The organism is Streptomyces sp. NBC_01591, assembly GCF_035918155.1.
Lineage (GTDB): Bacteria > Actinomycetota > Actinomycetes > Streptomycetales > Streptomycetaceae > Streptomyces.
In genome coordinates this window covers 3,086,670-3,112,048 of record NZ_CP109327.1, presented here as the reverse complement: position 1 = coordinate 3,112,048, position 25,379 = coordinate 3,086,670, and the positions used below count along the sequence as shown (strand labels likewise).

Genomic DNA, 25,379 nt, shown 5'->3' with positions numbered 1-25,379 from the left:
GATCTGAGGTCACCCGGCAGGCTCTCAGCCGTTCAGCTCCGCCGCGACCAGCTCCGCGATCTGCACCGCGTTCAGTGCCGCGCCCTTGCGCAGGTTGTCGTTGGAGACGAAGAGCGCGAGGCCGTTCTCCACGGTCTCGTCGACCCGGATCCGGCCGACGAACGAGGCGTCCTTGCCGGCCGCCTGCAGCGGGGTGGGGATCTCGGAGATCTCGACGCCCGGCGCGTCCTTCAGCAGCTCGTACGCGCGCGCCACGCTGATCGGGCGGGCGAAACGGGCGTTGACCTGGAGCGAGTGACCGGAGAAGACCGGGACGCGGACGCAGGTGCCGGACACCTTCAGCTCCGGGATCTCCAGGATCTTGCGGGACTCGTTGCGGAGCTTCTGCTCCTCGTCGGTCTCGAAGGAGCCGTCGTCCACGATCGAGCCGGCCAGCGGCAGCACGTTGAAGGCGATCGGGCGCTTGTAGACGCCCGGCTCGGGGAACTCGACGGCCTCGCCGTCGTGGGTGAGCTTGTCGGCGTCGGCGACGACCTTGGCCGCCTGGCCGTGCAACTCGGCGACGCCGGCCAGACCGGAGCCGGACACCGCCTGGTAGGTGGCGACGGTCAGCGTCTGGAGACCGGCCTCGTCGTGCAGCGGGCGCAGCACGGGCATGGCGGCCATCGTGGTGCAGTTCGGGTTGGCGATGATGCCCTTGGGCCGGTTCGCGATCGCGTGCGCGTTGACCTCGGAGACGACGAGCGGGACCTCGGGGTCCTTGCGCCAGGCGGAGGAGTTGTCGATCACGACGGCACCCTGCGCGGCGACCTTCTCGGCGAGCGCCTTCGACGTCGCGCCACCGGCCGAGAACAGCACGATGTCCAGCCCGGTGTAGTCGGCCGTCGAGGCGTCCTCGACGGTGATCTCGCGGCCCTGCCACTCGATCGTCGAGCCCGCGGAGCGCGCGGAGGCGAACAGCCTCAGTTCGTCGGCCGGGAACTTGCGCTCGGCCAGGATCCTGCGCATGACTGTGCCGACCTGACCGGTGGCGCCGACGATTCCGACCTTCACAGGGACTCCTTCGAACGTACGAGGTGGCACGGTTGCCGGTCCATGATGCGGGTGCAAACGGCTTCCTTGTCCAATCCATTGTCCGGGGTACGGACAGCGCCCGCCCGGCCGGGCGCACAGCAGTGGGGCGGGAGCTCCATCGAGCGCCCGCCCCACTGCCGTGCATGTCGTACGGATCACACGGTGACCGTTACGGCGTGACCTTCTCGATCACGACGCTGCCGGTGCCCGCGGGGGTCCCGTGGCCGTTCACCAGGTGGACCTCGCCGAAGAACTGCCGGCCCTCGGGGGCCGTCCCGGCGACCGCGACCTCGGCACCGATCTGCGCCGAGGCGCCGTTGGCCAGGTTCACGGCCTTCGACTCGTCGACCTTGATCGTGCCGAGCGACGGTGCGTAGTACACGTCGCGGTAGTCGTACGTGGTGGTGCCGGCCGGGACGTCGTAGCCGTCGATCACGACGGTGTACGTACCGGCGGCGGGGTCCGCCAGGCTGACCGCCTCCTCGGAGCCCGCCGTGGTGGACTTGCCGACCTCGCTGTCGCCCCGGTAGACGTACAGGTCCAGGTCCGCGTTGGCGTCCGAGGTGCCGCCGATGGCGACGTCCAGCTTCTCGACGCCCTCACCGATGGTGACCGTGTACTCCTGCTGGTCGCCCGTCTTGATCGACGGCTTCGCGACCTTGGCCGAGCCCAGCGAGCCGCCCTTGAGCGCGCCCTCCAGGGCACCCGCGTTGTTGGTGACCTTCCAGTTCACCGCGGCCGGGGTGCCGATCTTCGCCTCGGCGATGGTCTGCACCGCCGGGTCGAAGGTGGCACCGAGCAGCGAGACATCCAGCTTGTACGGGTTGTCCAGCAGCGGCGACGTACGCCGTGCCTCGACCTCGATCTCCCAGACGCCCGGCTGCGGGTCCTTGTACGAGCGCACGTCCGGACGGCAGGTGTTGGCCGGGTTCTCGTAGTTCGGGTAGCAGAAGATCGTGGAGCTGTCCTCCGACTGCACCCCGTACGGGTGGATGGAGATGAAGCGGGTCTGGCTGCCCGAGCGCAGCGCGCCCATGGCGACCTCAAGGGTCTTGGCGCCCTCCGGCACGGTCACGAAGTACGACGTGGTGCCGTTGCGCTGAACCGAGCCGGACGTCTTGAACGCGTAGGCGGGCTTCACGAGCTTCGAGGAGACGACCACCGTGGTGAGGACCTGCTGGTCCACACCGACGGTCTTGCGGTCGTCGACCCGCAGGATCGCGCTGTGCACGCCCGCGCTGCCCGGCTTCGCCTGCACCTTGACGGTGACGGGCTTGCCCAGCGGCAGGGAGACCGTGCTCGAACCGGCCAGCTTGAAGGTGCCGTCGTTGTTCTTCCACGACAGCTTGTGCTTGACGGCCTTGTCCGGACCCGTGGTGCGGGTGATCGTGACGTCGTACGACTTCTTCTGGCCGGCCTTCAGGCCACCCTCGCGGTCGTACAGGCCGGTACCGAAGCCGGGGGTCTTCAGCGCGAAGTCGATCGCGGTGTCGACCGGGGCCTTCACCGAGTACTCGTGCGCCGGGGCACCCTGCTTCTCGATCTGCTTCCAGGCACCGACGATGTTGATCAGACCGGAGCCCTGGGCGTGCGCGGGCACACCCTTGATGTGGGTGGCGGTGCTGGTCAGCGCGGTGCGCAGATCGGCCGGGGGCAGCTCGATGTGCTTCTGCTTCGCGGCGGACAGCAGCAGCGCGGTCGCACCGGCGGCCTGCGGCGAGGACATCGAGGTGCCCTGCAGCATGGAGTAGCCCGCAGGAAGCGAGTAGCCCGCCTCCTTGACCGGGCCGCCGGGCAGCCAGGTCTGGGTGGTGTTGATGGCCGCACCCGGGGCCGTCAGGATCGGCGCGAAGCCGCCGTCCTCACGCGGACCGCGCGAGGAGAAGGGCAGCATGTCGTACTTCTTGGTGACGTTCGAGCCGTAGTTGGCGGCCCAGGTCTCCTTGGAGATCGACGCGCCGACGGAGATGACGTGGTCGGCGAGACCGGGGTCACCGATGGTGTTGACACCCGGGCCCTCGTTGCCGGCCGAGATGACCAGCTGGACGCCGTAGATGTCGATGAGCCGCTTGTAGAGCTCGGCGCGGGCGTTGTTGCCGTCGTTGAGCGGCGGCAGGCCACCGATCGACATGTTGACGACATCGACACCGCGGTTCACGACGAGGTCGATCATGCCCTCGGTGAGCGCGATGTTGGTGCAGCCGCCGGACCAGGTGCAGGCACGCGAGGAGACGATCTTCGCGCCCGGTGCGGCACCGTTCATCTTGCCGCCGAACAGGCCGTTCGCGGCGGTGATGCCCGCGACGTGGGTGCCGTGCTCGCTCTCGATGACGCCGATGCTGACGAAGTCGGAAGTGTCACCGGCGTCGTTGTGGACGACGTCCTTGCGGGTCTCGACGACGAACGGGATCCGCTCGACGACATCGGTCCGCGGGTCGTCCTTGCCGAAGTAGGAGACCTGGTGCTTCTCCTTGTACGGCTTCATGACGGCGTCGTCGGAGAAGTCCGCGTTGTTGTTCAGGTCGACGCGGGTGGTGCCGGTGACCGGGTCGTAGAGCACGGCCCAGACATCGGTGGTGTCGCCGTCGCGGTTCAGGTCGCCCGCCATGTCGCCGCCCTTGGTGGCGGCCTCGGCGAACAGCTTGATCTTGTACTCGCCCGCGGGCGCCTTGTACGTACGGCCCTCGTACGTGAACACCGGGCCGGACACGGCGTCCGTCATCTGCAGCCAGGTGCCGTCGTCGTCGCTGACCGGGTCGGTCGCGGTGACCCAGTCGACGATCTTGCGGGCGCCGGTGGTGGTCTTCTGCAGCGCCGGGTGGCCGACGTCGACACCCGAGTCGAGGACGCCGATGGTCACCCCGCGGCCGTCGGCCTTCGGGTGCTGCTGGACGAAGTCGACCGCGCCCGTCTCGAAGGACGGGTTGTACGGGTTCTTCGCCGGGGTCTTCTTGCCGGGCGCCGGGTAGGAACCGGTCGCCCTGATGCCGGCCTTGGCACCGGCCGCACGGTCGGCGGCGGGGGTCGGGTCGTCCAGCTTGATCTCCTGCTTGAGATCGATGCCGTGGACGGACGACAGCTTGGAGGCCGCCTTGATGGTCGCGTCGGCGGACGCGGTGGGCACGGTGGCCCGTACGTAGCCGAGCTTGTCGTACGCACGTCCCAGCACGGACCCCTTGACGGCGTCCAGCTGCTTGGCGACCTGCTCGGTCGCACCGGGAGTGGTGGCGACCATCATCGTGACGTTCTTCTGGCCCTTGGCCTTCGCCTTGGCCAGCAGCTGCTCGTCGTTCGTGCCGAGCTTGTCGGCCGTGGCGCCCTTGGCGGCCGATTTCACGGGAGCGGGGGCAGGGGCGTCGGCGGCGAAGACGGGGGCGGCACCGGTGGCGGCCAGCGCGGCCACCAGACCGGCAGCGGCCGCGACTCGGGCCGCGCGTCTCGCCCCGGGTATGGAACTGGGGGACTCGGAGGTCATCAGCATCCCTGGATATGAAAGAGAGAGTCCGGAATTCGGTACCGGATGACCGCTCACCCTTTCGTAAATGACCGGGGTTTGTGGAGAGTTGAAGGGGGCGAGATGAGGACATGGCGGGCTTCCGCCACCGGGGCTGATGTGCCATCAGGAATAAAGCGGTGAATAAGCGGCGCCTGTGACCCGCTGGGTGACGCCCATGACCCGCTGAGCGACGCCTATGACCCGCCCGCCGTTCTCAACGGGGCAGGATCATCACATACGCCGCCGGTTCGCGGTCGGCCGCCGCCATCAGCGCCGTACGCACCACGACCGCCTGCTGCTCGCTCGCGTCGCGGAGCTTCTTCGGTGCGAGGCGGACGACGGTGACGCCGAGCCGCTCCAGGTGCTCCCGCTCCGCGGCGTACCCGGACCACCGGCCCCCCTGCTCCCGCTCCTCCCGGTACCGGCCGTCGTCGGGCCCGCCGCGCCGCGGCGCTTTGGTGTCGAGTTCCACGGCGACCGCCTGCTCGGGCCAGTAGGCGTCCACGCCGCCGAGGCAGGGGCCGCCGGGCAGGCGCAGCTCCACGTTCCACAGCGGCTCCGGCAGCCCGTACGTCCGCACCATGTCGTACAGCCGGCTCTCCGCCAGCGCCCGGCCCTCGGCGAGGAACGAGTCGACGGCCTGCACCACCTGTGGCCGGCCCAGCAGCTTCGCGCGGCTCAACTCGCGTACGACGGCGGCTGGTTCGCAGTACCCGCCGCGCACCGCCTCGATGAGCAGCCCGCGCACGGCCAAGGGGTCCCCGAGCCCGGCGACCGCGTCCGCGAGCGCCCGCTCCACGGGGGCCACGGGCAGGCCGTGCACCTGCTCGGCGCGGGGCGCTTCGGAGCAGCGCACCAGGCGCACGTACCCGACCGGGCGCAGCCGCCGGGTGCGCGGCACCAGTACGTCGATGTCGTCCGCAGACGCGGGCGGCGGCACGGCGGCGAACCCGTGCAGGGCGAGCGCGGCGAGCCCGGTGAGCATGGCCTCGCCGTACCCGGGCTCCGTCTCCGGCTCCCGTCCCGACTGCGCCGGTACGCTCCGGCGGCCGGAGGCCGGTGGCCGTCCGGCGTACAGCAGGGCGGCACGCAGCCGTTCCTCGCCGGTGGGCGGTTCCGGGTGCAGGACGTACACGCCGGGCAGCGGCTGCTGCCACGGCCCACCGGCCCCGCAGTGCGCGGCGGCCTGCGCGGCGGACACGCCCTGCTCCCTCAACTGCGCTGCGGACAGCACGCGTTGGCGGAGATCGTCGGCGATGCGGGGGTGGCAGGGGGAGGGCGGGGTGTTCTGGGTCATGCTTCGGGGTATCCCGCATGGCACCACGGTGCTAACCCCTGTTACACGCTCGTCGACAATTCAGGACAACGCCGTCCTAAAGTACGCACGTTCGACGACCGAAAGGGCCCGTCTCGGCCGCCTTCCGGCGGCCGAAAGGCAGCCGAAGGCGGCCGGGGCGGTCCGGGGCAGGGCACCTGGCCCCGCCCCGGACCGCCCCGGCCCGCCCCGCGTCCGTCAGATCCCGGCCCCGGCCCCGGCCTCCGCCGCGCCCGCGTCGCACGCCTGCGCCCGCAACGCCCGCGCCAGATCGTCCCGGGCCTCCAGTACCAGCCTCCGCAGAGCCGGCGCCGCATCCGCGTGGGCGGCCAGCCACGTGTCCGTCGCGGCCAGCGTCGACGGGTCGTCCTGAAGGGCCGGGAACAGGCCCTTGACCACGATCACCCCGATCTGGATCGACCGCTCGGCCCACACCCGCTCGATCGCGTCGAAGTACTTGCCCGCGTACGGCGCCAGCAACTCCCGCTGCGACGACTGGGTGAAGCCCGAGATCGTCGCCTCCACCAACGCGTTGGACAGCGCCTCCGACTCCACGACGCCCGCCCAGGCCTGCCCCTTGACCGCCTCGGAGGGCCGGGAGGCCAGGCACCGCACCTGGTGCCGCTTGCCGGACGCCGTGTCGTCGCGGTCCAGCTCGGCATCGATCACCGACTCGTCGGCCACACCGTGCGAGGCCAGCGGGGACAGGAACGCCCACCGCAGCTCCTGGTCGACGTCGAGCCCGTCGATCCGGGCCGAGCCGTCCAGCAGCCCGGACAGCAGCTGGAAGTCCGCGTCCGAGTCGGCGACCGACGCGAAGAACCGCGCCCACGCCAGCTGGTGCTCGCTGCCCGGCTCGGCGACCCGCAGCTCCCGCAGCGCACCCTCGGCCAGCGCCCGGCCGCCCCCCTCGCGCCACCCGGGCGCCGCGTACTGCACGAGCGCGGTCCGGGTCCAGATGTGCAGCATCTGCAGCACGCCGATGTCGGACTCCCGGCCCGAGAAGGCCAGGACGAGCGAGACGAAGTCGCGGGCCGGCATCAGACCGTCCCGGGTCAGGCTCCACAGCGCCGACCAGCACAGCGCCCGCGCCAGAGGGTCGGTCATGTCACCGAGGTGCGCCCGCAGCGTGGCCAGCGACACCTCGTCGAAGCGGACCTTGCAGTACGTGAGGTCGTCGTCGTTGACCAGGATCAGCTCGGGCCGCTCGGCCCCCGCCAGCTCCCCGACCACCGTGCGCGGACCGGCCACGTCCACCTCGGCGCGGGCGTACCGCACCAGGTCGCCGTCGGCGGCACACCGGTACAGGCCCACCGCGACCCGGTGCGGCCGCAGCTCCGGGTGGGAGTCGGCCGCCTCCTGGAGGACCGCCAGCTCCGTGATCCGGTCCGCCGAGTCGTACGTCACCACCGGCGTCAGCGAGTTGACGCCCGCGGTCTGCAGCCACGACCGCGACCAGGCGGTCATGTCACGCCCGGACGTCTCGGCCAGCACGGACAGCAGATCGCCCAGCTGGGTGTTGCCGTAGGCGTGCTTCTTGAAGTAGCGCCGGGCACCCTCCAGGAACGCCTCCCGCCCCACGTACGCGACCAGCTGCTTCAGGACCGAGGCGCCCTTGGCGTACGTGATGCCGTCGAAGTTCAGCTTGGCGTCCTCCAGGTCACGGATGTCGGCCGTGATCGGGTGCGTGGACGGCAGCTGGTCGGCGCGGTACGCCCAGGACTTGCGATTGTTGGCGAAGGTGATCCAGCCGTTCTCGAAACGGGTCGCCCCGACCATCGCGAAGACGCCCATGAAGTCGGCGAAGGACTCCTTCAGCCACAGGTCGTCCCACCACTGCATGGTGACGAGGTCGCCGAACCACATGTGCGCCATCTCGTGCAGGATGACGTTGGCCCGGCCCTCGTACGCGGCCTGCGTCACCTTGCCGCGGAAGATGAACTCCTCGCGGAACGTGACACAGCCCGGGTTCTCCATCGCGCCGAGGTTGTACTCGGGCACGAACGCCTGGTCGTACTTCCCGAACGGATACGGGTAGTCGAAGTTGTCGTGGAAGAAGTCCAGGCCCTGCTTGGTGATCAGGAAGACGTCGTCCGCGTCGAAGTGCCGGGCGAGCCCCTTGCGGCACATCGCGCCGAGCGGGATCTCCAGCGTCGTACCGTCCTCGAAGGTACGGCTGTAGGAGTCCGTCACGTAGTGGTACGGACCGGCGACGACCGCCGTGATGTACGTGGAGATCGGCTTCGTCTCGGCGAACCGCCAGACCCCGCCGTCCCGCGACTCCTCCGCCCCGTTGCTCCAGACCGTCCAGCCCTCCGGCGCCGTCACCTGGAAGCGGAAGGGGGCCTTCAGGTCGGGCTGCTCGAAGTTGGTGAAGACGCGCCGCGAGTCGGCCGGCTCGTACTGCGTGTAGAGGTAGACCTCGCCGTCCTCCGGGTCGACGAAGCGGTGCATGCCCTCACCGGTCCGGCTGTACGCGCACTGCGCGTCGACCACCAGGACGTTCTCGCCCTCCGGCAGCTCGTCCAGCGCCACCCGCGTGCCGTCGAAGACCGCGGCGGGATCGAGCGACCGCCCGTTCAGCGTCACCGCGTTCACGGCCGGCGCCACCAGATCCGCGAAGGTCGACGCCCCCGCCCGCGCGTTGCGGAACCGGATCGTGGTCACCGAGCGGAAGGTCCGCGGAGCGGAGGCGGCGTCCTGGCCCCCGTCGGGACCACCGACGGCGGAACGCAGATCGAGCTCGACCTCGTAACCGTCGACGGTCAGCAGCTCGGCCCTTGCTCGGGCCTCGTCGCGGGACAGGTTCTCACCGGGCACGGGCGCACTCCTTTGTGTCACGTTCGAATGGTTTTGATCCTCCCATGCTGCTACTCGGCCCGGCACTCGGGAATGGCGGGCGCCTCCGGGGACGTTCTGCGCACAGATGCGATCGCCCTTACGAGGAGAGACGATGCCCGACAACAGCACGGCGGCCGGCAAGACCCCTGTCGATTTCTGGTTCGACCCGCTCTGCCCCTGGGCCTGGATGACCTCCCGCTGGATGCTGGAGGTGGAGAAGGTCCGCGACGTCGAGGTCCGCTGGCACGTGATGAGCCTGTCCGTCCTCAACGAGGACCGGATCGACGAGCTGCCGGAGGAGTACCGCGAGCTGCTGGAGAAGGGGTGGGGCCCGGTCCGCGTAGTCATCGCCGCCCAGCAGAAGCACGGCGACGAGGTCGTCGGCCCGCTGTACACCGCGCTCGGCACCCGCTTCCACAACCAGGGCGAGGGCGCCACCCGCGAGGCGGTCGTGGGGGCGCTCCAGGACGTCGGCCTGCCCGTCGAGCTGGCGGACTTCGCGGACTCGGACGTGTACGACGCCGAGCTGCGCGCCTCGCACAAGGAGGGCATCGACAAGGTCGGCCAGGACGTCGGCACCCCGGTCATCGCCGTGCCGGGCGCGGACGGCGAGCAGATCGCCTTCTTCGGCCCGGTCGTCACCCCCGCCCCGAAGGGCGAGGCGGCGGCGAAGCTGTGGGACGGCACGCTGCTGGTGGCGTCGACCCCCGGCTTCTACGAGATCAAGCGGACCCGGACGCAGGACCCGATCTTCGACTGATCCACCAGGCGCGGCGCGGGGCCGTCCGCCGCACGGCCCCGCACCGCCCCGCCTCACGCGTGCGGCGAGCCGTTCTGCGCCGGGGGTGGCGGTCGGGGTCCTCGTCCTCGTCGAAGTCGCCCAGGTCCAGCGGCGGCCGACCGGGGGAAGGGCACCCGAGCAGGGGCGGCAGGAGCCCGCCCATCCCCTTCGGCCGGACCGTCTCCCGGGTGACCGCCAGCTCGTCCACCGGCCACCAACGATGGCCGTACCGGGCCTCGTCGGTCTCCACCCGCATCGCCGCCACCTCGGCGGCGGTGACGCGGGCCACGCGGTACTCCTCGTACTGGTCGAAGCCCTGACCGTCCACGCTGAACAGTGTCTGCCGGGTCCACACCACCGGCCCCAGCCGGTCGGCCGGCAGCCTCAGCGCGGTCTCCTCCCGGACCTCCCGTATCGCGGCCCGCACATAATCCTCGCCGTCCTCGACCCCACCGCCGACGGTGAACCACCACCGGGCACCGTCCCGCCTGGGGTCCCTGCCGCACAACAGCAGCAGCCGGTCATGCTTGTCGATCAGCAGAACCCGCGACGTCCACCGCTTCCGAAGTCCCATGCGGCGCCACACTATCCACGGCTCCCGCGGCCCGGCGACCGGCCGCGGTCAGGGCCAGGGTGACCGCGAGCGAGGCCGCCGCCATCACGGTCATCGCCGTCGCGGGGGAGGTCCACTGGGCAACGGTGCCGGCCAGCGCCGCCGCGACGCCCTGCATGGTGAGCATCCCGGAGGAGTGCAGGCCGAGCGCCTGACCGGTGAACTCGTCCGGGGTCAGGGCCATCAGCCGCTCCTGGAACAGCAGACTCGCCGAGAACCCGACCGAGGCGAGCATCGCCAGGGCGAGCGCCAGTGGGAGCGCCGGGCGCGCGGCGAAGAGCAGATAAGGGGCGGCCAGGAGCAGCTGCAACGGCGTGGCCAGTCGCCCCCGCCAGCGCCGCGCGACGAACCGGCCCGCCACGGTGTCCCCGATGAGCATCCCCAGCGCGGCGCAGGCGAAGAGGAGCCCGGCGTGCTCGGGGGCGTACGGGACGAAGAGCGACTCGCAGCCGACGATCAGCCCGTTCGGCACCCAGAGCGCGAGATAGACCCGGCGGCGCGGGCCCGAGGACCACAGCAGGGCGTTGATCCGCCAGGTCTCGGCAGCCGACGGCCGCCCGGCTGCGCGCGGCGGCCGGCGCATCAGCCCGAACCGGGCGACCGCCGCACCCGTCAGATACAGGGCGGCGGCGACCAGCAGCGTGCCGCGCGCGGAGAGCGTCGTCACCAGAAGCCCACCGAGCGCGAACCCGCCGATCTGCATCAGGCCGGAGCACATGTTCAGTACGGAACGCCCCAGCAGATAGCCGTCCTTGGGCAGCACCTCGTTGAGCAGTCCGTACCGCACACCGCCGCCCACGGCCGCGACCACGCCCTCGGCCAGGATGATCGCGAAGACCACCGGCAGCGGCAGCCCGGGCACGGCGAGGACGGCGGTGGCCAGCCCGAAGGCGAGCGCCAGACCGGTCATCGCGGCCCGGGGCGGCAGCCGGTCCGCCGCCGACATCAGCACGGTCGCCCCGATCATCTGGGCGAGCGAGGAGCCGAACATGGACAGGGCGGCGAGCAGCGGCGAGTCGGTCGCGGCGTAGACGAGGGTGCCGAGGGCCAGCCCGCTCGTCGTCGACGCGGCGACCTGTACGGCACTGGTCGCGAAGAGCGGTCCGAACTGCGGCGTACGGAAGAGTTCCCGGTAGGTGCGCATGCGGGGAGTCTCGGCGGCGGCCCGGGACGACCGTTACAGTTTCGCGCGGAGGCGAAACGTCATGGGTACGTGGCAGATCGACACGGACACGCTCGCGGGGAGCCGGTTCGTCGTCTCACCCCTCGCCGAGACCGTCTCCGCACTGAACTCCCTGGAGCGGGGCCGGCCCGAGCACCCCGGCGAACGGGCCTGGCTCGACGCCCATCTGCCCGCCTACCGCGCCCGGCAGGCCGCCGACCCGGTCGCGGCACTTCTCATACCGGCGGCGCTCGGCGGCAGCTGGAACGCGGACTTCATCACGCCCACGCCGACGGGGGAGGGCGCCCCGTCCTTCGAGGAGGAGCTGGCCCCCGCCCGGTCGACCACCCCCGAGCGCGCCCGTGCGGACCTGGCGGTGTCGCTCGGCGGCGCCCCACTCCCGGCGCTCCTGGACCGCGACGACCTGGCCCAGCGAGCCGCCGACGTCCTGCACTGGGTCTGGCTGCACACCGTGCTCCCGGACTGGCCGCGCCGCCGCCGGATCATCGAGGCGGACATCGTCGCGCGGACCGGTCAGCTGAGCCAGGGCGGCTGGGCCGCCGCCCTGAGCGGTCTGCGCCCGGGAATGCGGTGGCTCGGCGGGAGCCGGCTCCAGATCAACGCGTACGACTATCCCCCGAAGCAACTCTTCGGCGTACGGCTGCTGTTCGTCCCGGTCACCCAGCGCTCGGGCTGGGTCTCCTGGGACGACGAAGCCCAGCGCTACGCGGTCGTCTACCCCTGCTCCGGCACCCTGGCCGACGCGGACCGGGCCCGGGTCCCGGACAGCCTGTCCCGCCTCCTCGGTCCTGGGCGAGCAGCTCTCCTCGTCCTCCTCGCCGACCCGAAGAGCACCACCCAGCTGGTGGCCCTGACCGACCAGGCCCTCGGCTCGGTCGGCCGCCACCTCAAGATCCTCCTCGACGCGGGCCTGGCAGACCGCCGCAGAGCCGGCCGATCGGTCCTGTACTTCCGCACGGATGCGGGGGACGTGCTGGTGGGGGCTCAGCGGGGCGGCTCACGGTGCTCCCCCCGGGCATGACCGGCATCGATGCGGCGGCGGCCCTGCAACGCGAGCTCCCGGCTGCGAAGGTCGTCGTCATCACCTTCGGTCGCCCCGGCTTCCCAACTGGCCGAGCGGTCCGCATCGCGCGCGAGAAGTGCTGGCTGTAGTGCGCCGGGACGGCTCAGGTGGGGAATTCGCCGAGCCAGCTGTGCTGGAGGAAATGCTTGGGCAGGTACTCGGATTCGACGCCGATGGGGAACTTTCCGTCATAGGCGAGGCAGGCGATGGCGAGGGGGCCGAGGGCGATGCTGCCGTCGATGTCGGTGGTGCGTTCCTCGGTCAGGGTCCAGTAGGCCTGGTGCAGTTTCAGGGCTTCGACCAGGGCAGGCGTGAAGCCCTCGGTGTCCCTGGTGACGAAGTGGTAAAAGAGGTTGATCGGCGGATAGAGCTGCCCCTGCAGCAGGTCGAGCGGGGCGATCCGTGCCACCGAGGGGTCTGACATCTCGATCGCGGCGGTGAGCTTCTCCACCAGCCCCGGCCGCCGAAGCCAGTAGGTCTGAAGCGCATCGACCCAGTGATAAATGTACTCGTCGTACGCCCCCTCCGGAGCGTGCAGCCGCTCCAGCGGGATCTCGCACAACTGTGTCATCCGCTGCTGCTCACGGCAGATGACGGCAAGCCAGAACGCCGTCAGCCAGTTGCCCGCATCAGCGGCCGACAACGGGCCGACAGCCGGGAGAGTTCGTAGCTTTCGGTCGATGCGACACTCGATTGTTCCTTCGCTCATCCCCGTCACGGCGAAGAGTGCCGAGCCGAGCTGCATCGCGTTGACTGCGGCCTCCCACGTCTCTGCATTCGCTGCTCGTGGGTCGACGACGCAATGAGCATTCAGGGCCATGACAGCCGTACTGAATGCGAAGTCGATCACGTCTGCGGACTCTTCAGTCCTGTCGATTCGCCTGGTTACTCGCTCACTCAGCTGCTCCGCGAAGCTCTCGGCGTCGGGGCCGCCGGGCAAGGCGTGGCGGATGAAGGATTCGGTCACGAAATAGTTCCCTTACTTATATCGAATCGCCTGTACCTGTAGCCATTGTACGTCCCTGAGTTCTTTTCTCCCTTAACTACGACATATTCGAGCTTTTCTGTTCCTAGGACTCTTTCTATGGCGTCGACGAGCTTTGTTTCTCCTCGCTTTTCCATGAGTTTGAGGATTTCTGAGAAATATTCTTTGCTTCCTTGGGAAACTTGCTTACCGTTTGGTAGGGTCCTTCTCCCAAGTTCTGTCGTCGTGCTGCTCTTCGCCTCGATGACAACGACGCGCCCGTCTTCGTGCGTCCATATTTGATCGAACTGGTCGTTTCCGCTGTTCGGGCCGAGAAGTTCTTCCTTCTGGAACCCCGGATGTTGCTCGGCCATGTAATGGTACTCGGCCACCTTCTCCCCGAATTCCTCGGCGGCATGTCCCATCTGGGTGTGGGATTCTTTGTATGTGCCTTTTGCCTCCCCCCAGAGCCCGGCTGATTCGAACGTGCCTTGAGCTTCATGGGCCCTGGCCGCCTCTGCCTTCCATTCCGTTACCAGGTTGTCCCACCGGATGGCGAAGTGTCGCTTCCTCGTGGCCTCTTCCAGGATTTTTAGTCTGAACTTGCTTTTGACTGTTTCCGCTTTCGCGGAAACATATCCCTCGTCCAGGTAGTGAGGGGTGGGGGGAGCTGGAACATCCTTGGCGCGAATCCACGGGGTATGTTCCGACAGTCGGGTGAGCTGCGGTGGCGCAAAGCCGCTTGCGTCGTTCCGCTCCACCCTGATGCGTGTTCCGTCTTTTCTGTAGTAACGCTCGAAGTAACCCGGCTCTTCGTTGGCGCGGTGGACCTGGATTTCCTCGATCTGCTCTCGGGTGAGTGAATTGCGAGGTCCGTAGGGGTTGGCGCCGTCGCGCATGAAGCTGGGGCGTGGCACGGGCTGGCGTTGCGGCGGGATTGCGCTGTCGCCGATGTGAGTGCCGCCGCCGCGGCCGCCGGTGCCCGGAGGGCCGGGGTGGCCGGAGCCGGTGTGGAGGTCGTGGCCGGCGGTGGGGCCTGTGCCTGATGGCCCGGTGTGGTGGGCAGGCCCATTTCCGCCTGATCTGCCGCTGGGGGCGTTGCTGTCCAGATGGTTGCTGGGTGTGTTGTCGCCGACTCCGCCGCCAGGTGCGTGGTGGGGGCCGCTGCCCGGCAGATGGTTGCCCGCACTTCCGCCCGATGCGTCGCTTCCGGGCCGGCCGAGGTCGCCCAGGTCGTTGCCGAGGTGGATGGCGTCGTCGCCGGTACGGGCGCCTGCGCCGGTCAGGGCCGGTTCGCGTATGGGGTCCGGGGTTTGTGTGTGGGGGTTCGTTCCTGCCTGGTCGGCGCGTTGGGCGAGGGTGCCGTCCTCGTTGTAGAGGTTCCCGTGGCGGTCGAGGTAGGAGGCGCCTTCGTCGAAGGGGGATCTGACCGTTCCTTCGGGGAGTGCGACGGCGTTGTCGGGGAGTTTGACGGTGCCGTCGGGGAGGGTGGTCGCGCCTTCGGGGACGGTGGCGCCTTCAGGGAGGCGGAGGGTGCCGTCGGGGAGTCTGAGGGTGCCTTCGGGGAGGGTGATGACGTGATCGGGGAGGGGCGGGAACTCGACGTGGCCCAGGCCCTTGAGGCCGGCCATGACGTCGCCGATCCTCCTCAGCCCGACGCCCGCGCCCTTGAAGACGTAGGTCATGGGGTCCACGGCGCGGGCGGTCTTGCTGGTGAGGGAGAGGGCCTTGGCGGCCAGGCCGGCTTTGCCCGCGCCTGCTGCGGCGCCGCCGGTGCCGCCGGTGAAGACGGTGGTCAGGACGTTGAAGGTGACCGCTCCGGCGGCGCGGGAGGGGTTGCTGCCCCACTGGTCCCAGGCGATCAGTGCCTTGCCAGTCTCCTTCACCGCGGTCTGGGAGTCGCGTATCCAGGCCGAGTGGTCGCCGGGCAGGGCGTGCAGGACGAGCATCGCGGCGGGGGAGAGCCCGGTGGCGAGTTTGGCCAGACCGGTCCATGCCTCTTTCGCGGCGTCCCCGCCCTCGAAGCCGGCCAGGGTGCCCAGGCCTTTGAGGGTGCCCCAGACCCCGTCGACGAGGAACCCCTTGCCGAAGTCGTAGGCGTGCTCCCACACCTGCCACCAGGGCGTCGACTCCTCGACCGCCTCTCCCCAGGGCAGGCTCTTGGCCTGCTTGAGGGCCTCGGCGTCGTACCCGTACACGCCCTCCTTCTTGCCGGAGCCGTCATCGATCTTCAGCGCCTTGCCGCCGACCAGGGCGACGATCTTGGCGTGACAGGCCCGTTCCACCTCCTGGAAGGCGGTCCAGACCTCGGCTATCTCGCTACGGCGCCGGTTGTTCTCCTCGACCAGGTCACCGTCCTCGCGCCACTCGTCGTCGCCTTCGGCCCTGACCCGGAAGGCGACCGCGTCCCGCTTCAGCTCCTTGAGCTTCTCCACCAGCGGGAACGCATCGTCCGAGTACGTACTCAGCGCACCGGCGATGACGCACAGGTCCGAACTCAGAGACAGCCCGGTCGCCGCCACCGGCCTGGTCGTCGCGAACAACTGCTCCGCCTCGGGCGCCTTGTAGAAGGCGCTCAGCCCGCCGAAGCTGCTGTGCACATCACCGGCAGCCGTCGCGATCGCGGCCCCGTGGCCCGACAGAGCCGTCACCTTCGTGTCGAGCAGCGCCAGATCACCGGTGAACACCGGTATCCCCACCGGGTCGACCGGCTCGGCGTCACTCACCGGTGACCCTGCATGCCCTTGAGGACGTCCAGACGTACGGCCCTCGCCGCGTCCTGCGCGTTCCTGGCCGTCTCCAGATCACCCTCGCAGTACGCGTTGGTGGCCTCCACCGCACCCAGCACGGACGCCTCGATCCGCTCGGCCGCCGCCTTGAGGTCCTTCTTGCGCACACCCAGATACTCACCCAGCGCCGCGGCCACCGGCCCCATCGCCTGGCGGGACAACGGCGCCTGACCCGGAGCCACCGGCCCCTGAAGGTGCGTGACCGCCTGCGGGCCCGGCACCGCCGTACCCGCCGCCTGAGCCGCCTCCGACACCGTCGTCATCAGCGCCGTCAGGGCCTTCTCCAGATCACCGGCATGCGTACCGACAACCTTCAACTGCCCCTGCACACCCTGCGGTCTGATGTCCCATGCCACCATGGAGAGCCCCCTCGTGCCGGTTGCCCTCGACGTCAGGGGCTTCCGGAAGTCTGAACAACCGTTCGCACGCTCTTCTTTATCAACTCGGACATCGCTGATGCAATCAGCAAATCAACAATCAGCCAACTGTGGCCAGTGCGTGATGGGGAGACCAGGTTCGTGCGTTCACATGGGCTTCGTGTGAGAGCCGGGGCTGGCTCTGCGCTTCCGCACCCAGGCGGCGGATTTGCTGGCGGAGGCACGGTGGTTTCGTGGACGGGCCGGTGCTTGGGCCGTGGATCGCGACTTCGGGGTCGTCGGCATCCCCGGATGTCCCGTCTGACAGGGTTGGCCGATGGTCGAGCGCGAAGATTCCCACCCTGACGACCAGTCGGCGCGGGCACTCCAGTCGTTCCTCGCCGCGCTGTGGAGCATGGTCGTCGACGAGGACAGTTACACCGATGGTCACCCGTCCTGGCTCGAACCCGAGCTGAGGGGTCACCAGCAGGGTAACGATCCCGTCGGCCCGGGGGCGAGCGCGCTCCAGCGGGTGCTGGCGTGCGGCGTGGACCCGGACGATCTCACCGACCTGGTACGGGAGATGCAGCATGAAGTCCTCTACAACGTCTGCCAGTTGATCGACGATCCCGGATTGCTGGGAATCGGCCTGGACCACGAGGGGGCCCCGCCCGCGGAATTCCGCTGGGAGCTCGTGGCGGTCCGCGACGAGGAGCCGGCAGGGCGAGCGCCGGTCCACGGGCTGCACTCCTCGCTCGACGAACTCGACCCCAGCGGCCGCCACGGCGAGCCGCGCGGCCGCCCGATTCCCGCCCGGCTGCCGGGCCACCCGCTCCACGCGAGGCTCGCCGTCGCCCACGCACGTGCGGGCGACCGCATCCAGGCGATCAACACCTGGCGCAAGTCGACCGGTGCGACTGTGACGGAGGCGAAGGCGGCCATCGACCTTCTGCACGACCGGGTGGGGAAGGACTCAGGAAGCGCGTCCTGAGCCGCTCGGGGCAAGAGGCGGGCCGCGCCTCAGGGGCGAATCACGGGGTCCGGTCAGGGCGATCACGGATGGGCAAAGGCGACTGCTCCCACCAGGGTTGATTTTGCCACCAAGGCCGTCAACGCTCCTCCGGAGGAACCTCGATGCGTACCCGCCTCGCCCTCACCGCCCTTGCCCTGGCCACCGCCGTCACCGCAGGCCTGGCGGCACCCGCGACCGCCGCCGGGCCGGACCCCGTGCAACAAGGACTGGAGACGTTGCTGCGCCCCGACGGAGCCCCCGGTGCGCTGGCGAGTGTGCAGGGCCCCAAGCAGCAGACCCGCACCTATACCGCGGGCGAGGGGGACCGGGACACTCACACAGGGTGCCCCGGGAGAACTACCGGGTCGGCATGGACAACACCCTGTACATCGAGGACAAGGGCCTGAGTAACTGCCGGAAGGCGATTACCTGGTCCGTCATGTCCAACATCGCGGAGACCATCGACACGAAACCGCGATGACCGTGGCCAGGGGCAGGGCCGACACGGGGCGCGCGGACCATTCGATGACGCGTTCGCCCGCGCGAGTGGTGTAGGGGTACGGTTCGCCGGCTTTGAGCCGTATGACGGCCTCCCGCTGGCCGTGGTCGAGCCAGCGGAAGGTGCGGTCGCGGTCCTCCGCGTCGAACGCGGAGAGCAGGGTCCGTACGGAGACCCGCATCCGGATCAGCGCCTGCGGGGGAGTGGCGGCGTGCTCGGCCCGTACGAGCAGTCCGTCGATGGTGACCTCGCACCGCCAGGCGGTTGTGAGGGGCCGCCTCATGTCAACTCGGCTTGACCGATGGCCAGATGGGCCCAGACGGTCTTGCCGGGGTCACGGGGCCGTACGCCCCACTTCGCCGCGACCGCGTCCACGATGACCAGACCCCGGCCGGAGAGGTCGTCGAGCGTGGGGGTGCGGAGTTCGGGCATCCGCCACTGGTGCGAGTCGGAGACCTCCAGCACGAGGGTGCCGTTGCGGCGGCGTAAGCCGAGCTCGAAGTAGTCGCCGGTCCCTTTGGCGTGGTTGACGACGTTGGTGCTCAACTCGCTTGCGAGGAGGGTGGTTTCGTCGATGAGCCCGCCGAGCCTCCACTCGGTCAGGATGCTCTCGACGTGGCGTCGGGCGGCGGGGACGGAGTCCCTGCGGGCCCGGAATCTCTTGATGTGCGTGCGCCCGGACATGGGTCCCCCAAGGTCGTGGGTGGGCAGGCGGATTCACGGTCACGGAGTGCTGTCATTCAGTAGCGTGATGTGACGCAAGCCACGCTAAAGGTAGGTTCTGACGAAAGGCAAGTGAATCGTGAGTGCAAGCTTGCATTCACTCGTCGGGGTCAAGTCGCTAGCGCCTGCGAACAGTTAGTGGGCACACTGGCTTGGAGAGTGAGGGGGACGTATGCCCGCAGGTGGGAAGTCCACGGTGCGCAGTCGCCGGTTGGGGGCGGCGCTGAAGCGCCTGCGCTTGAACGCGCTCCTGGACCAGGAACATGCCGCCGAGGCGGTGGCGTGCTCAACTGCCAAGATCAGTCGGATCGAATCCGGGGCGGTCAGTGCACGCGTGGGTGACGTGCGCGTGCTGCTCGACCTGTACGAGGTCGAGGACGCGGCGGAGCGCAAACTGCTGGAGCAACTGGCTCGGAACAGCAACAAGCGTGGCTGGTGGCTCGACTTCGAAACCGGTCATCCCATGCGTGAAATCCTGGGTGACTTCCTGTCTCTGGAGTCCGATGCGACGTATATCCGTACCTGGCACCCTCTGCTCGTGCCGGCGCTGCTCCAGACCCCTGAGTACACGCGAGCCCTGACCGATGCCAGCCCCGATGTCGTCGAGGAGGCGGCGGCCGATCTGGTCGTCAAGGTGCGCCAGGAGCGGCGTCGGATCTTCGAGGAGAACGGTCGACGGTTCGCGGCAGTCATCTGGGAGCCCGTGGTTACGGGCCCGATGCCCGATCTCGCCGTTCGTCGGGCGCAGTTGGGGCATCTCATCAAGATGGCCAAGCAGCCGAACGTGACCATTCAGGTGCTCCCCGTCAGTGAGTGGGCCGCCGCCAGGGTCTCACCGGCGTTCGTCGGCTTCTCCTACGCGAGCGAGACATCCCCGGAAGTCGTTGTTCACGATACGGTTTCCAACTGCGTCATTTTGGAAGACCCCGACGCTATGGCTGGCTACGTGCACGCGTTTGACGCACTCCGGTCGGCGGCCCTCACGCCGAACAAGAGTGTGGCGTTCATCCGCGAGATCATGGACGGCCTCACCATCGAGAATGAGGAAATGTGAACAGCCCGGAGATCACCACCCACTTCACGAAGTCGTCCTACTCTGGCGGCGGGCAGGCCAACGACTGTGTCGAGATAGCCCACACCGCCGACGGTGGCCGGGCTGTGCGGGACAGCAAGAACCCTGGCGGCGGGCTCCAGTTCTACGCTCCCGAGGGGTGGGCCGCGTTCCTGGACGGAGTGAAGCGCGGGGCCTTCGGGGGCTGACGCACCCGGGCCGGACGGACAGCTGCGCTAAACGTGTGTGAGCAGTCGCTCCAGCGGCCGGGGTACGTGCTTGAGGTCCAGGTGTGCGATCAGAGCCTGCGCATACAGCGCCTTGCGGCCGCTGTGCGTGCCCATGAACCGCCGCAGCTGGTGTTCCACGGGCCGTTCCCGCTGTGCCGGCTGGCCCTGGAACGTCTGGAAGGGGCGCATCTCGCCCTGGGCCTCGATCACTTGCTGCACGCCCTCGGCGCCGAGGGCGCGGATCAGTTCGTCCTCCAGGTCGGCGACGCACATCTGGAACCCGAGGGTCTCCAGTCCGGCACGGGTGAGACCGGACCCGAGCCCGACCCGTTCCAGATGGCGCCGGAAGTGTCGCTCCTCGCCGATGTCGCAGAGACCCGCCAGCGGGAGGCCGAGCCCCGGTGGGCCGCACACGTCCAGGAAGCGCCCGATGCTCATCGCGCCGCCGAGCGGCACCACCACGATGCCCTCCGCGTCGAGGTCGCGGCCGTACCGCGTGGCCAGCGCTTCGAGCGCGACCTGGTCGCTGCTTCCCTCGACGAGCACGACCGTACGCACACCGCCGGCCAGTTCCCGCGCCTCCGCGGCTGCCGCGTCCGCACTCGCTCCGCCGGCCGCCCATGCGATCGCCGACTGGCGGAATCGCCTCAACTCGTCCACGAGACCTCGCTTTCCGACGCCATCCTGCACGGCCGGGACCCCGCACGCCTACGCCTTTTCCCGGCCCACGTCGTCCAGGGGCCGCTCGGCCGGCGCATCACTCGGCGTCGAACCACGGCTTACCGGCGGCCCAGTGCCGGACCCATCCGGCGAACCCGGCCTCGGCGGTCGTGAATCCGAAGCCCGCTCCGAACGGAACGGCACCCTCGCCGCTGATGTTCCAGATGTGACCCCGATGAGCTCCGGACACCACGAGGTGCCAGTACATCCCACAGCCGTCAGTACCGAGCACGATCGACCCGTCGTTGAAGACCTGGTCGAGGATGGGATCGATCTCCTCGGACGGTCTGGGGTCGTCGTCCCATATCCACCGCTCGGTCAGCGGGAAGGGCCGGCTCAAGTCGCGCGTCGGCCGGTTGTCTCCCCAGTCACCGGGCAGCTCAGCCAGCGGTACGAGGCCGAAGTCGGGCGGCCCGGCGTAGGACCCATCGGTCATCTCCGCGACGAACGTCCGGTACGGCTCGGGCAGGACGATGCCGTGCTGCACCTCGAAGGCGTGCACCGCCTCCCAGCCCAGCGCCGACGCGCCGTCGTCGTCCACGTCGAAGGCCGCACGAAGCGCGGCCACGTCCTCAGGGTCAGCGCGATCAGTGTCCATGCTGCCCATGGATACCACTCAGCTGTGACAGTGCTCAGCGGCCCGTCACGCGCCGAGCCACTCCGCGACCTCGACCACGTCCCCGACGCTCACCGCGCCCTCGCAGACCACCGCGTTCTTCGCGCCGAAGCTGACCTTGTTGCCGTACTCCGGTTCGCGCCGGTACGTCGACAGGGTGCGGATCGGTTCCGGGCCCGCGCGGTGGCCGGTGGTCTGGTCGACCATGGGGACGGCGCACCGTGTCGCCCGTACCGAGTAGGCGAGTTCGACGGAGCCGATGGTCATCCGGCGCACCCGGTCCTCGAAGTGCGGCTCGTCGTTGCCGGTCAGGACGATGTTGGGGCGGAAGCGGTTCATGGGGACGGCCTGCGCGTCGCCCCGGGCGGTGATGCGGGCGTTGAGGTCGTCCAGGGACGCCGTCGAGGCGACCAGCACCGCGTGCGCGTCGGCGAAGTTGAGCTTGCCGGGGGTGTCGCCCCAGCCGTTCCGGTCGAAGCCGGGAGCCACCCGTACCAGGCGGGACTTCGCGCCGAGCGCGTCGGAGAACCATTCCGCGACCGCGTCTCCCTGGTCGACGGCCGGGCCGAGGGGGCGGTCGAACATGCTGACGTCACGGCGCGCGCCGTCCCTGTCGACGTCCAGGCGCAACGGCTCGACGCCCTCGGCGGTCAGGGCCAACGCCGCGCCGGCGTCCAGGACTTCGACCCTGATCGCGGCCATCGCCGGGTGCGTGCGCTGGCTGCGGAACGCGCCGTCCGCCGCGTCCACCACCATGAACGTACGGTCGTGTTCGAGGCCGGTGCCGAGAACCTGTGCGGAGTCGACCGTGGTCCCGGCGCAGCCCTTGACCGGGTAGTAGGCCAGTTCGCGGACGGTGATCGTCATGGTGTCCCCTCCGGGGCAGCCGCTTCGAGAGCGTCGACGGTGCCGGACATGATGGTGCGGATGTGTCGGGTGAGGTGCTCGGTGGGCCAGTCCCACCAAGCGACGGCGAGGAGTCGGGCGACGGTCTCCTCGTCGTAGCGGGTACGGATCAGTCGCGCCGGATTGCCGCCGACTATCCCGTAGTCGGGTACGTCGGTGGTGACGACGGAGCCGGCGCCGATGATCGCGCCGTGCCCGATCCGTACGCCCGGCATCACCATGGAGTTGTAGCCGAACCAGACGTCGTTGCCGACGACCGTGTCGCCCCGGCCCGGCAGCCCGGTCAGCAGGTCGAAGTGGTCGGTCCAGGAGCCGCCCATGGAGGGGAACGGGAACGTGGACGGGCCGTCCATCCGGTGGTTGGCGCCGTTCATGATGAACCGCACCCCGGTCCCGAGCGCGCAGAACTTCCCGATGACGAGCTTCTCCGGGCCGTAGTGGTACAGCACATTGCGGGTCTCGAACGCGGTCGCGTCGTCGGGGTCGTCGTAGTACGTGAAGTCCCCGACCTCGATCAGCTCGGACTTCACCAGAGGCTTCAGCAGTACGACCCGGGGCTGGCCCGGCATCGGGTGCAGGACAGTGGGGTCGGCGGGGGCTGGGCTCATGGCGGTCATGGCGCTCATCATCGCATTCGCCTCGCGTGAGGTAAGTTTCTTTTGGGAACTTACATCCGATCGAGAGGAACATGCCGTGACGCTGGCGCAATGGACCGAGGTCGACGACTACTTCAACGGTCTGCTGGTGGGTCCGGACGAAGCCCTGGACGCGGCCGTGGAGGCCAGTGACAGGGCCGGACTCCCGGCGATCCAGGTCGCCGCCAACCAGGGCAAGCTGCTGAACCTGCTGGCCAGGCTCCAGGGGGCGCGCACCGTGCTGGAGATCGGCACCCTGGGCGGCTACAGCACCATCTGGCTGGCCCGCGCGCTGCCCGAGGGCGGCAAGGTCGTGACGCTGGAGGCCGATCCGGCGTACGCGGAGATCGCGCGGGCCAACATCGAGCGGGCGGGGCTCGCGCACGTCGTCGAGATCCGGGTCGGCCGCGCCCTCGACACGCTGCCGGAGCTCGCGGCGGAGGGGCACGGGCCGTTCGACGTCGTGTTCATCGACGCCGACAAGCCGAGCAACCCCGACTACCTGGCCTGGTCCCTGAAGCTGACCCGGCCCGGCAGCCTGATCGTCGCCGACAACGTCGTACGCGACGGAGAGGTGGCCGACGGCGCCAGCGAGGACCCGAAGGTGCAGGGTGTGCGCCGGTTCACCGAACTCGTCGCCGCCGAGCCGACGTTGACCGCGACCGCGCTGCAGACCGTAGGGAGCAAGGGGTACGACGGGCTGATGATGGCGCTGGTCACCGGCTGACATCCGTCGGCATCGGCCGGGATGCTTGCGGCCCCACCTGTCACGTTCGGGCAAGAGGTCCCTCAACCCGCCCGCCCGGCGTCCTCCTCCGGGCCGGGCAGCCGCCATGTGTAGGGGAAGAGGTCCCTGCCCCATCGGGACGGGGCTCCCAGCTCGTCGGCGGCGTCCGGGGCTCTCAGGAGGCAGCGGTGGCGCAGAAGTTCGCGTCGTTCAGTCGGAGTCAGCAGCTGCTCCTCGTCGCCGAGATGCGCCGGGTCGTCGATATCCGTGGACTCGGCCACGTTGAGACGCGTGGACGTCGGTGTCCGGTAGTCGAGGCGGAGATCGGTCCCCCACTGCGAGGCGTCGGCGTTCCCGCGCCGGCCGAAGTGGTGGAAAGCCTCCAAGAGCTGCCGAGTATTACTGTGGCCGACGAGGTGATCACCCGTGTCCGTACGGTCGCAGACTTGCAGGGCGCGGTACGTGCCCTCGCGGTCGCCGCTTCCTCGTCCGTGACGACCCGAAGGACCCGAGCCCATGAGCGAACGCGTCATCGCCCCCAAGAACCGTGGTTTCCTCTTCCTCGACTCCCACCCGGCCGGCTGCGAGCGCCTGGTGGAGGACATGTGGCAGGCCGTCCCCGCCCCTTCCCGTGTGCCCGACCGGGCGCCCGTGGCGCTGGTCATCGGCTCCTCCGCCGGGTACGGGCTGGCCGCGACGATCGCGGGTCTCGCCCGTGCCGGGATCCGTGGGATCGGGGTCTGCTTCGAGAAAGCCCCCGGACGGCGTACGGGCACGGCCGGTTGGTACCGCACGGCCGCGACCGCCGAACTCGCCCGTCGGCACGGCCACGACATGGTGTTCCTCAACGGGGACGCGTTCTCCGACGAGATGAAGAACCAGGTCGCGCAGGTGCTGGAGGAGCGCTTCGACGGACGCCTGGACTACCTGATCTACTCGGTGGCCGCCCCGCGCCGTACCGACCCCGACACCGGGACCACCTACGCGTCCGTCCTCAAGCCCATCGGTGAGGCGTACAGCACCAAGACCCTCGTCTTCGACGACCGGGGCACCGGCGAGGTGCGGGAGGTCGAGACGCAGCCGGCCGACGGCGACGACATCGAGCAGACCGTCGCCGTCATGGGCGGAGCCGACTGGGAACGGTGGATCGACCACCTCGCCGACCGCGGACTGCTCGCCGATGGATTCACCACCGCCGCCCTCTCCTACATCGGCTCCGCACTGACGGCCGCGATCTACCGGCAGGGCACCATCGGCGCTGCCAAGTCCCACCTCGAACAGACCGCCCGCACCCTCGACGAGCGGCTCGGCAAGCTGGTCGACGGGCGCGCGGTCACCTCGGTCAACGCGGCTGCCGTCACCCAGTCCTCGACCGCGATCCCCGGCATCGCCCTGTACGTCGGGCTGCTCCGCGGCGTCCTCGGCCAGGCCATGGTCCCGCCGATCGGGCAGCTGACCGACCTGTGGGACCAGCTCACCGGTGTCCGCCCGCTCGACCTCGACGACGAAGGACGGGTGCGCCTGGACAGCTGGGAACTCGCCCCCACCGTCCAGGCGGCCGTCACCGAGCGGTGGCAGGCCGCCACCACCGAGAACATCACCGAACTCGCCGATCTCGACTGGTTCCACACCGAAGTGCAGCGCCTGTACGGATTCGCCGTGTCCGGCGTCGACTATGCCGCGCCGGTCGAGACCGACATCTCCTGGCCGGACGCCGCCACCCCCTGAAGCGGCCCGCTCCGGGCTCCGGGGAAAGTCCTTCGACACCGGCAGCGGATCCGGTCA

General features: G+C 69.5%; 25 protein-coding genes. 9 read left to right on the top strand and 16 right to left on the bottom strand.

The genetic code is table 11. From position 1 onward, the window contains the following. Nucleotides 1–24: 24 nt before the first annotated feature. From OG978_RS14505 to pepN, 4 genes are all read right to left on the bottom strand, one after another. Entirely contained in the window at nt 25–1,053 is a 1,029-nt protein-coding gene (locus OG978_RS14505) for an aspartate-semialdehyde dehydrogenase (protein ID WP_326765632.1), read from the bottom strand. 190 nt (nt 1,054–1,243) lie between these two features. Further along, complete coding sequence (locus OG978_RS14500; RefSeq protein WP_326765630.1) at nt 1,244–4,555, bottom strand: S8 family serine peptidase; 3,312 nt, start codon at nt 4,553–4,555, stop codon at nt 1,244–1,246. A 229-nt stretch (nt 4,556–4,784) separates the two neighbouring features. Then, nucleotides 4,785–5,867 (bottom strand): hypothetical protein, encoded by a 1,083-nt coding sequence (locus OG978_RS14495; RefSeq protein WP_326765629.1) that lies wholly within the window; start codon nt 5,865–5,867, stop codon nt 4,785–4,787. Nucleotides 5,868–6,083: 216 nt separating this feature from the next. Further along, complete coding sequence (gene pepN, locus OG978_RS14490) at nt 6,084–8,705, bottom strand: aminopeptidase N (protein WP_326765628.1); 2,622 nt, start codon at nt 8,703–8,705, stop codon at nt 6,084–6,086. A gap of 133 nt (nt 8,706–8,838) precedes the next feature. Here pepN and OG978_RS14485 point away from each other — a divergent pair, with 133 nt between their 5' ends. Continuing rightward, nucleotides 8,839–9,486, top strand: a complete 648-nt coding sequence (locus OG978_RS14485) for a mycothiol-dependent nitroreductase Rv2466c family protein (protein WP_326765627.1) — start codon at nt 8,839–8,841, stop codon at nt 9,484–9,486. On the opposite strand, the gene OG978_RS14480 is transcribed toward OG978_RS14485, so the two are convergent. After that, complete coding sequence (locus tag OG978_RS14480) at nt 9,449–10,081, bottom strand: NUDIX hydrolase (protein ID WP_326765626.1); 633 nt, start codon at nt 10,079–10,081, stop codon at nt 9,449–9,451. The two genes, OG978_RS14485 and OG978_RS14480, sit on opposite strands and share 38 nt — an antisense overlap. Further along, nucleotides 10,029–11,264: an MFS transporter gene (locus tag OG978_RS14475; RefSeq protein WP_326765625.1), complete on the bottom strand. Its 1,236-nt coding sequence runs from the start codon at nt 11,262–11,264 to the stop codon at nt 10,029–10,031. The genes OG978_RS14480 and OG978_RS14475 overlap by 53 nt, the downstream gene beginning before the upstream one ends. Nucleotides 11,265–11,325: 61 nt before the next feature. On the opposite strand from OG978_RS14475, the gene OG978_RS14470 reads away from it, so the two are divergent. Together OG978_RS14470 and OG978_RS14465 are read left to right on the top strand one after the other, a co-directional pair. Continuing rightward, nucleotides 11,326–12,324, top strand: coding sequence for an ArsR/SmtB family transcription factor (locus OG978_RS14470; RefSeq protein ID WP_326765624.1), 999 nt, complete (start codon nt 11,326–11,328; stop codon nt 12,322–12,324). Further along, nucleotides 12,321–12,455, top strand: a complete 135-nt coding sequence (locus OG978_RS14465; protein ID WP_256260322.1) for a hypothetical protein — start codon at nt 12,321–12,323, stop codon at nt 12,453–12,455. The genes OG978_RS14470 and OG978_RS14465 overlap by 4 nt, the downstream gene beginning before the upstream one ends. Nucleotides 12,456–12,469: 14 nt before the next feature. Here OG978_RS14465 and OG978_RS14460 read toward each other — a convergent pair whose 3' ends face one another. From OG978_RS14460 to OG978_RS14450, 3 genes are read right to left on the bottom strand one after another with little or no spacing between them, the layout of a single operon-like run. Further along, nucleotides 12,470–13,333 (bottom strand): immunity 49 family protein, encoded by an 864-nt coding sequence (locus OG978_RS14460; RefSeq protein WP_326765623.1) that lies wholly within the window; start codon nt 13,331–13,333, stop codon nt 12,470–12,472. Continuing rightward, complete coding sequence (locus OG978_RS14455) at nt 13,330–16,056, bottom strand: hypothetical protein (protein WP_326765622.1); 2,727 nt, start codon at nt 16,054–16,056, stop codon at nt 13,330–13,332. The genes OG978_RS14460 and OG978_RS14455 overlap by 4 nt, the downstream gene beginning before the upstream one ends. Then, the gene (locus OG978_RS14450) at nt 16,053–16,478 is read right to left on the bottom strand and encodes a DUF6507 family protein (RefSeq protein WP_326765621.1); all 426 of its coding nucleotides are present in this window, start codon (nt 16,476–16,478) and stop codon (nt 16,053–16,055) included. The genes OG978_RS14455 and OG978_RS14450 overlap by 4 nt, the downstream gene beginning before the upstream one ends. Nucleotides 16,479–16,812: 334 nt before the next feature. Here OG978_RS14450 and OG978_RS14445 point away from each other — a divergent pair, with 334 nt between their 5' ends. Together OG978_RS14445 and OG978_RS14440 are read left to right on the top strand one after the other, a co-directional pair. Next, entirely contained in the window at nt 16,813–17,466 is a 654-nt protein-coding gene (locus OG978_RS14445; RefSeq protein ID WP_326765620.1) for a hypothetical protein, read from the top strand. 143 nt (nt 17,467–17,609) lie between these two features. Next, nucleotides 17,610–17,894, top strand: coding sequence for a hypothetical protein (locus OG978_RS14440; protein ID WP_326765619.1), 285 nt, complete (start codon nt 17,610–17,612; stop codon nt 17,892–17,894). A gap of 30 nt (nt 17,895–17,924) precedes the next feature. Here the strand turns inward: OG978_RS14440 and OG978_RS14435 are convergent, their stop codons facing one another. Beyond that, nucleotides 17,925–18,269, bottom strand: a complete 345-nt coding sequence (locus OG978_RS14435; protein ID WP_326765618.1) for a hypothetical protein — start codon at nt 18,267–18,269, stop codon at nt 17,925–17,927. Beyond that, on the bottom strand, nt 18,266–18,670 hold the full coding sequence (locus OG978_RS14430; RefSeq protein WP_326765617.1) for an ATP-binding protein: 405 nt from the start codon (nt 18,668–18,670) through the stop codon (nt 18,266–18,268). Before OG978_RS14430 ends, OG978_RS14435 begins: the two co-directional genes overlap by 4 nt. A 235-nt stretch (nt 18,671–18,905) precedes the next feature. Between OG978_RS14430 and OG978_RS14425 the strand changes: the two genes are divergently transcribed. Further along, nucleotides 18,906–19,763: a helix-turn-helix domain-containing protein gene (locus OG978_RS14425; RefSeq protein WP_326765616.1), complete on the top strand. Its 858-nt coding sequence runs from the start codon at nt 18,906–18,908 to the stop codon at nt 19,761–19,763. Continuing rightward, nucleotides 19,760–19,969 (top strand): DUF397 domain-containing protein, encoded by a 210-nt coding sequence (locus tag OG978_RS14420; protein WP_326765615.1) that lies wholly within the window; start codon nt 19,760–19,762, stop codon nt 19,967–19,969. Before OG978_RS14425 ends, OG978_RS14420 begins: the two co-directional genes overlap by 4 nt. 27 nt (nt 19,970–19,996) lie before the next feature. Here OG978_RS14420 and OG978_RS14415 read toward each other — a convergent pair whose 3' ends face one another. From OG978_RS14415 to OG978_RS14400, 4 genes are all read right to left on the bottom strand, one after another. After that, the gene (locus OG978_RS14415; protein ID WP_326765614.1) at nt 19,997–20,650 is read right to left on the bottom strand and encodes an ATP-dependent endonuclease; all 654 of its coding nucleotides are present in this window, start codon (nt 20,648–20,650) and stop codon (nt 19,997–19,999) included. 97 nt (nt 20,651–20,747) lie between these two features. Then, nucleotides 20,748–21,308 (bottom strand): SMI1/KNR4 family protein, encoded by a 561-nt coding sequence (locus OG978_RS14410; protein ID WP_326765613.1) that lies wholly within the window; start codon nt 21,306–21,308, stop codon nt 20,748–20,750. Between the two features lie 45 nt (nt 21,309–21,353). After that, the gene (locus OG978_RS14405) at nt 21,354–22,193 is read right to left on the bottom strand and encodes an MOSC domain-containing protein (RefSeq protein WP_326765612.1); all 840 of its coding nucleotides are present in this window, start codon (nt 22,191–22,193) and stop codon (nt 21,354–21,356) included. Further along, nucleotides 22,190–22,849, bottom strand: a complete 660-nt coding sequence (locus tag OG978_RS14400) for a CatB-related O-acetyltransferase (RefSeq protein ID WP_326765611.1) — start codon at nt 22,847–22,849, stop codon at nt 22,190–22,192. The genes OG978_RS14405 and OG978_RS14400 overlap by 4 nt, the downstream gene beginning before the upstream one ends. Before the next feature lie 76 nt (nt 22,850–22,925). Between OG978_RS14400 and OG978_RS14395 the strand changes: the two genes are divergently transcribed. After that, nucleotides 22,926–23,594 (top strand): O-methyltransferase, encoded by a 669-nt coding sequence (locus OG978_RS14395; RefSeq protein ID WP_326765610.1) that lies wholly within the window; start codon nt 22,926–22,928, stop codon nt 23,592–23,594. Nucleotides 23,595–23,656: 62 nt separating this feature from the next. Here the strand turns inward: OG978_RS14395 and OG978_RS14390 are convergent, their stop codons facing one another. Continuing rightward, nucleotides 23,657–23,980 (bottom strand): hypothetical protein, encoded by a 324-nt coding sequence (locus tag OG978_RS14390; protein WP_326765609.1) that lies wholly within the window; start codon nt 23,978–23,980, stop codon nt 23,657–23,659. A gap of 130 nt (nt 23,981–24,110) precedes the next feature. Between OG978_RS14390 and fabV the strand changes: the two genes are divergently transcribed. Beyond that, a complete protein-coding gene (gene fabV / locus OG978_RS14385) occupies nt 24,111–25,322 on the top strand; it encodes an enoyl-[acyl-carrier-protein] reductase FabV (protein ID WP_326765608.1) in 1,212 nt (403 codons plus the stop codon). Nucleotides 25,323–25,379: the final 57 nt, after the last annotated feature.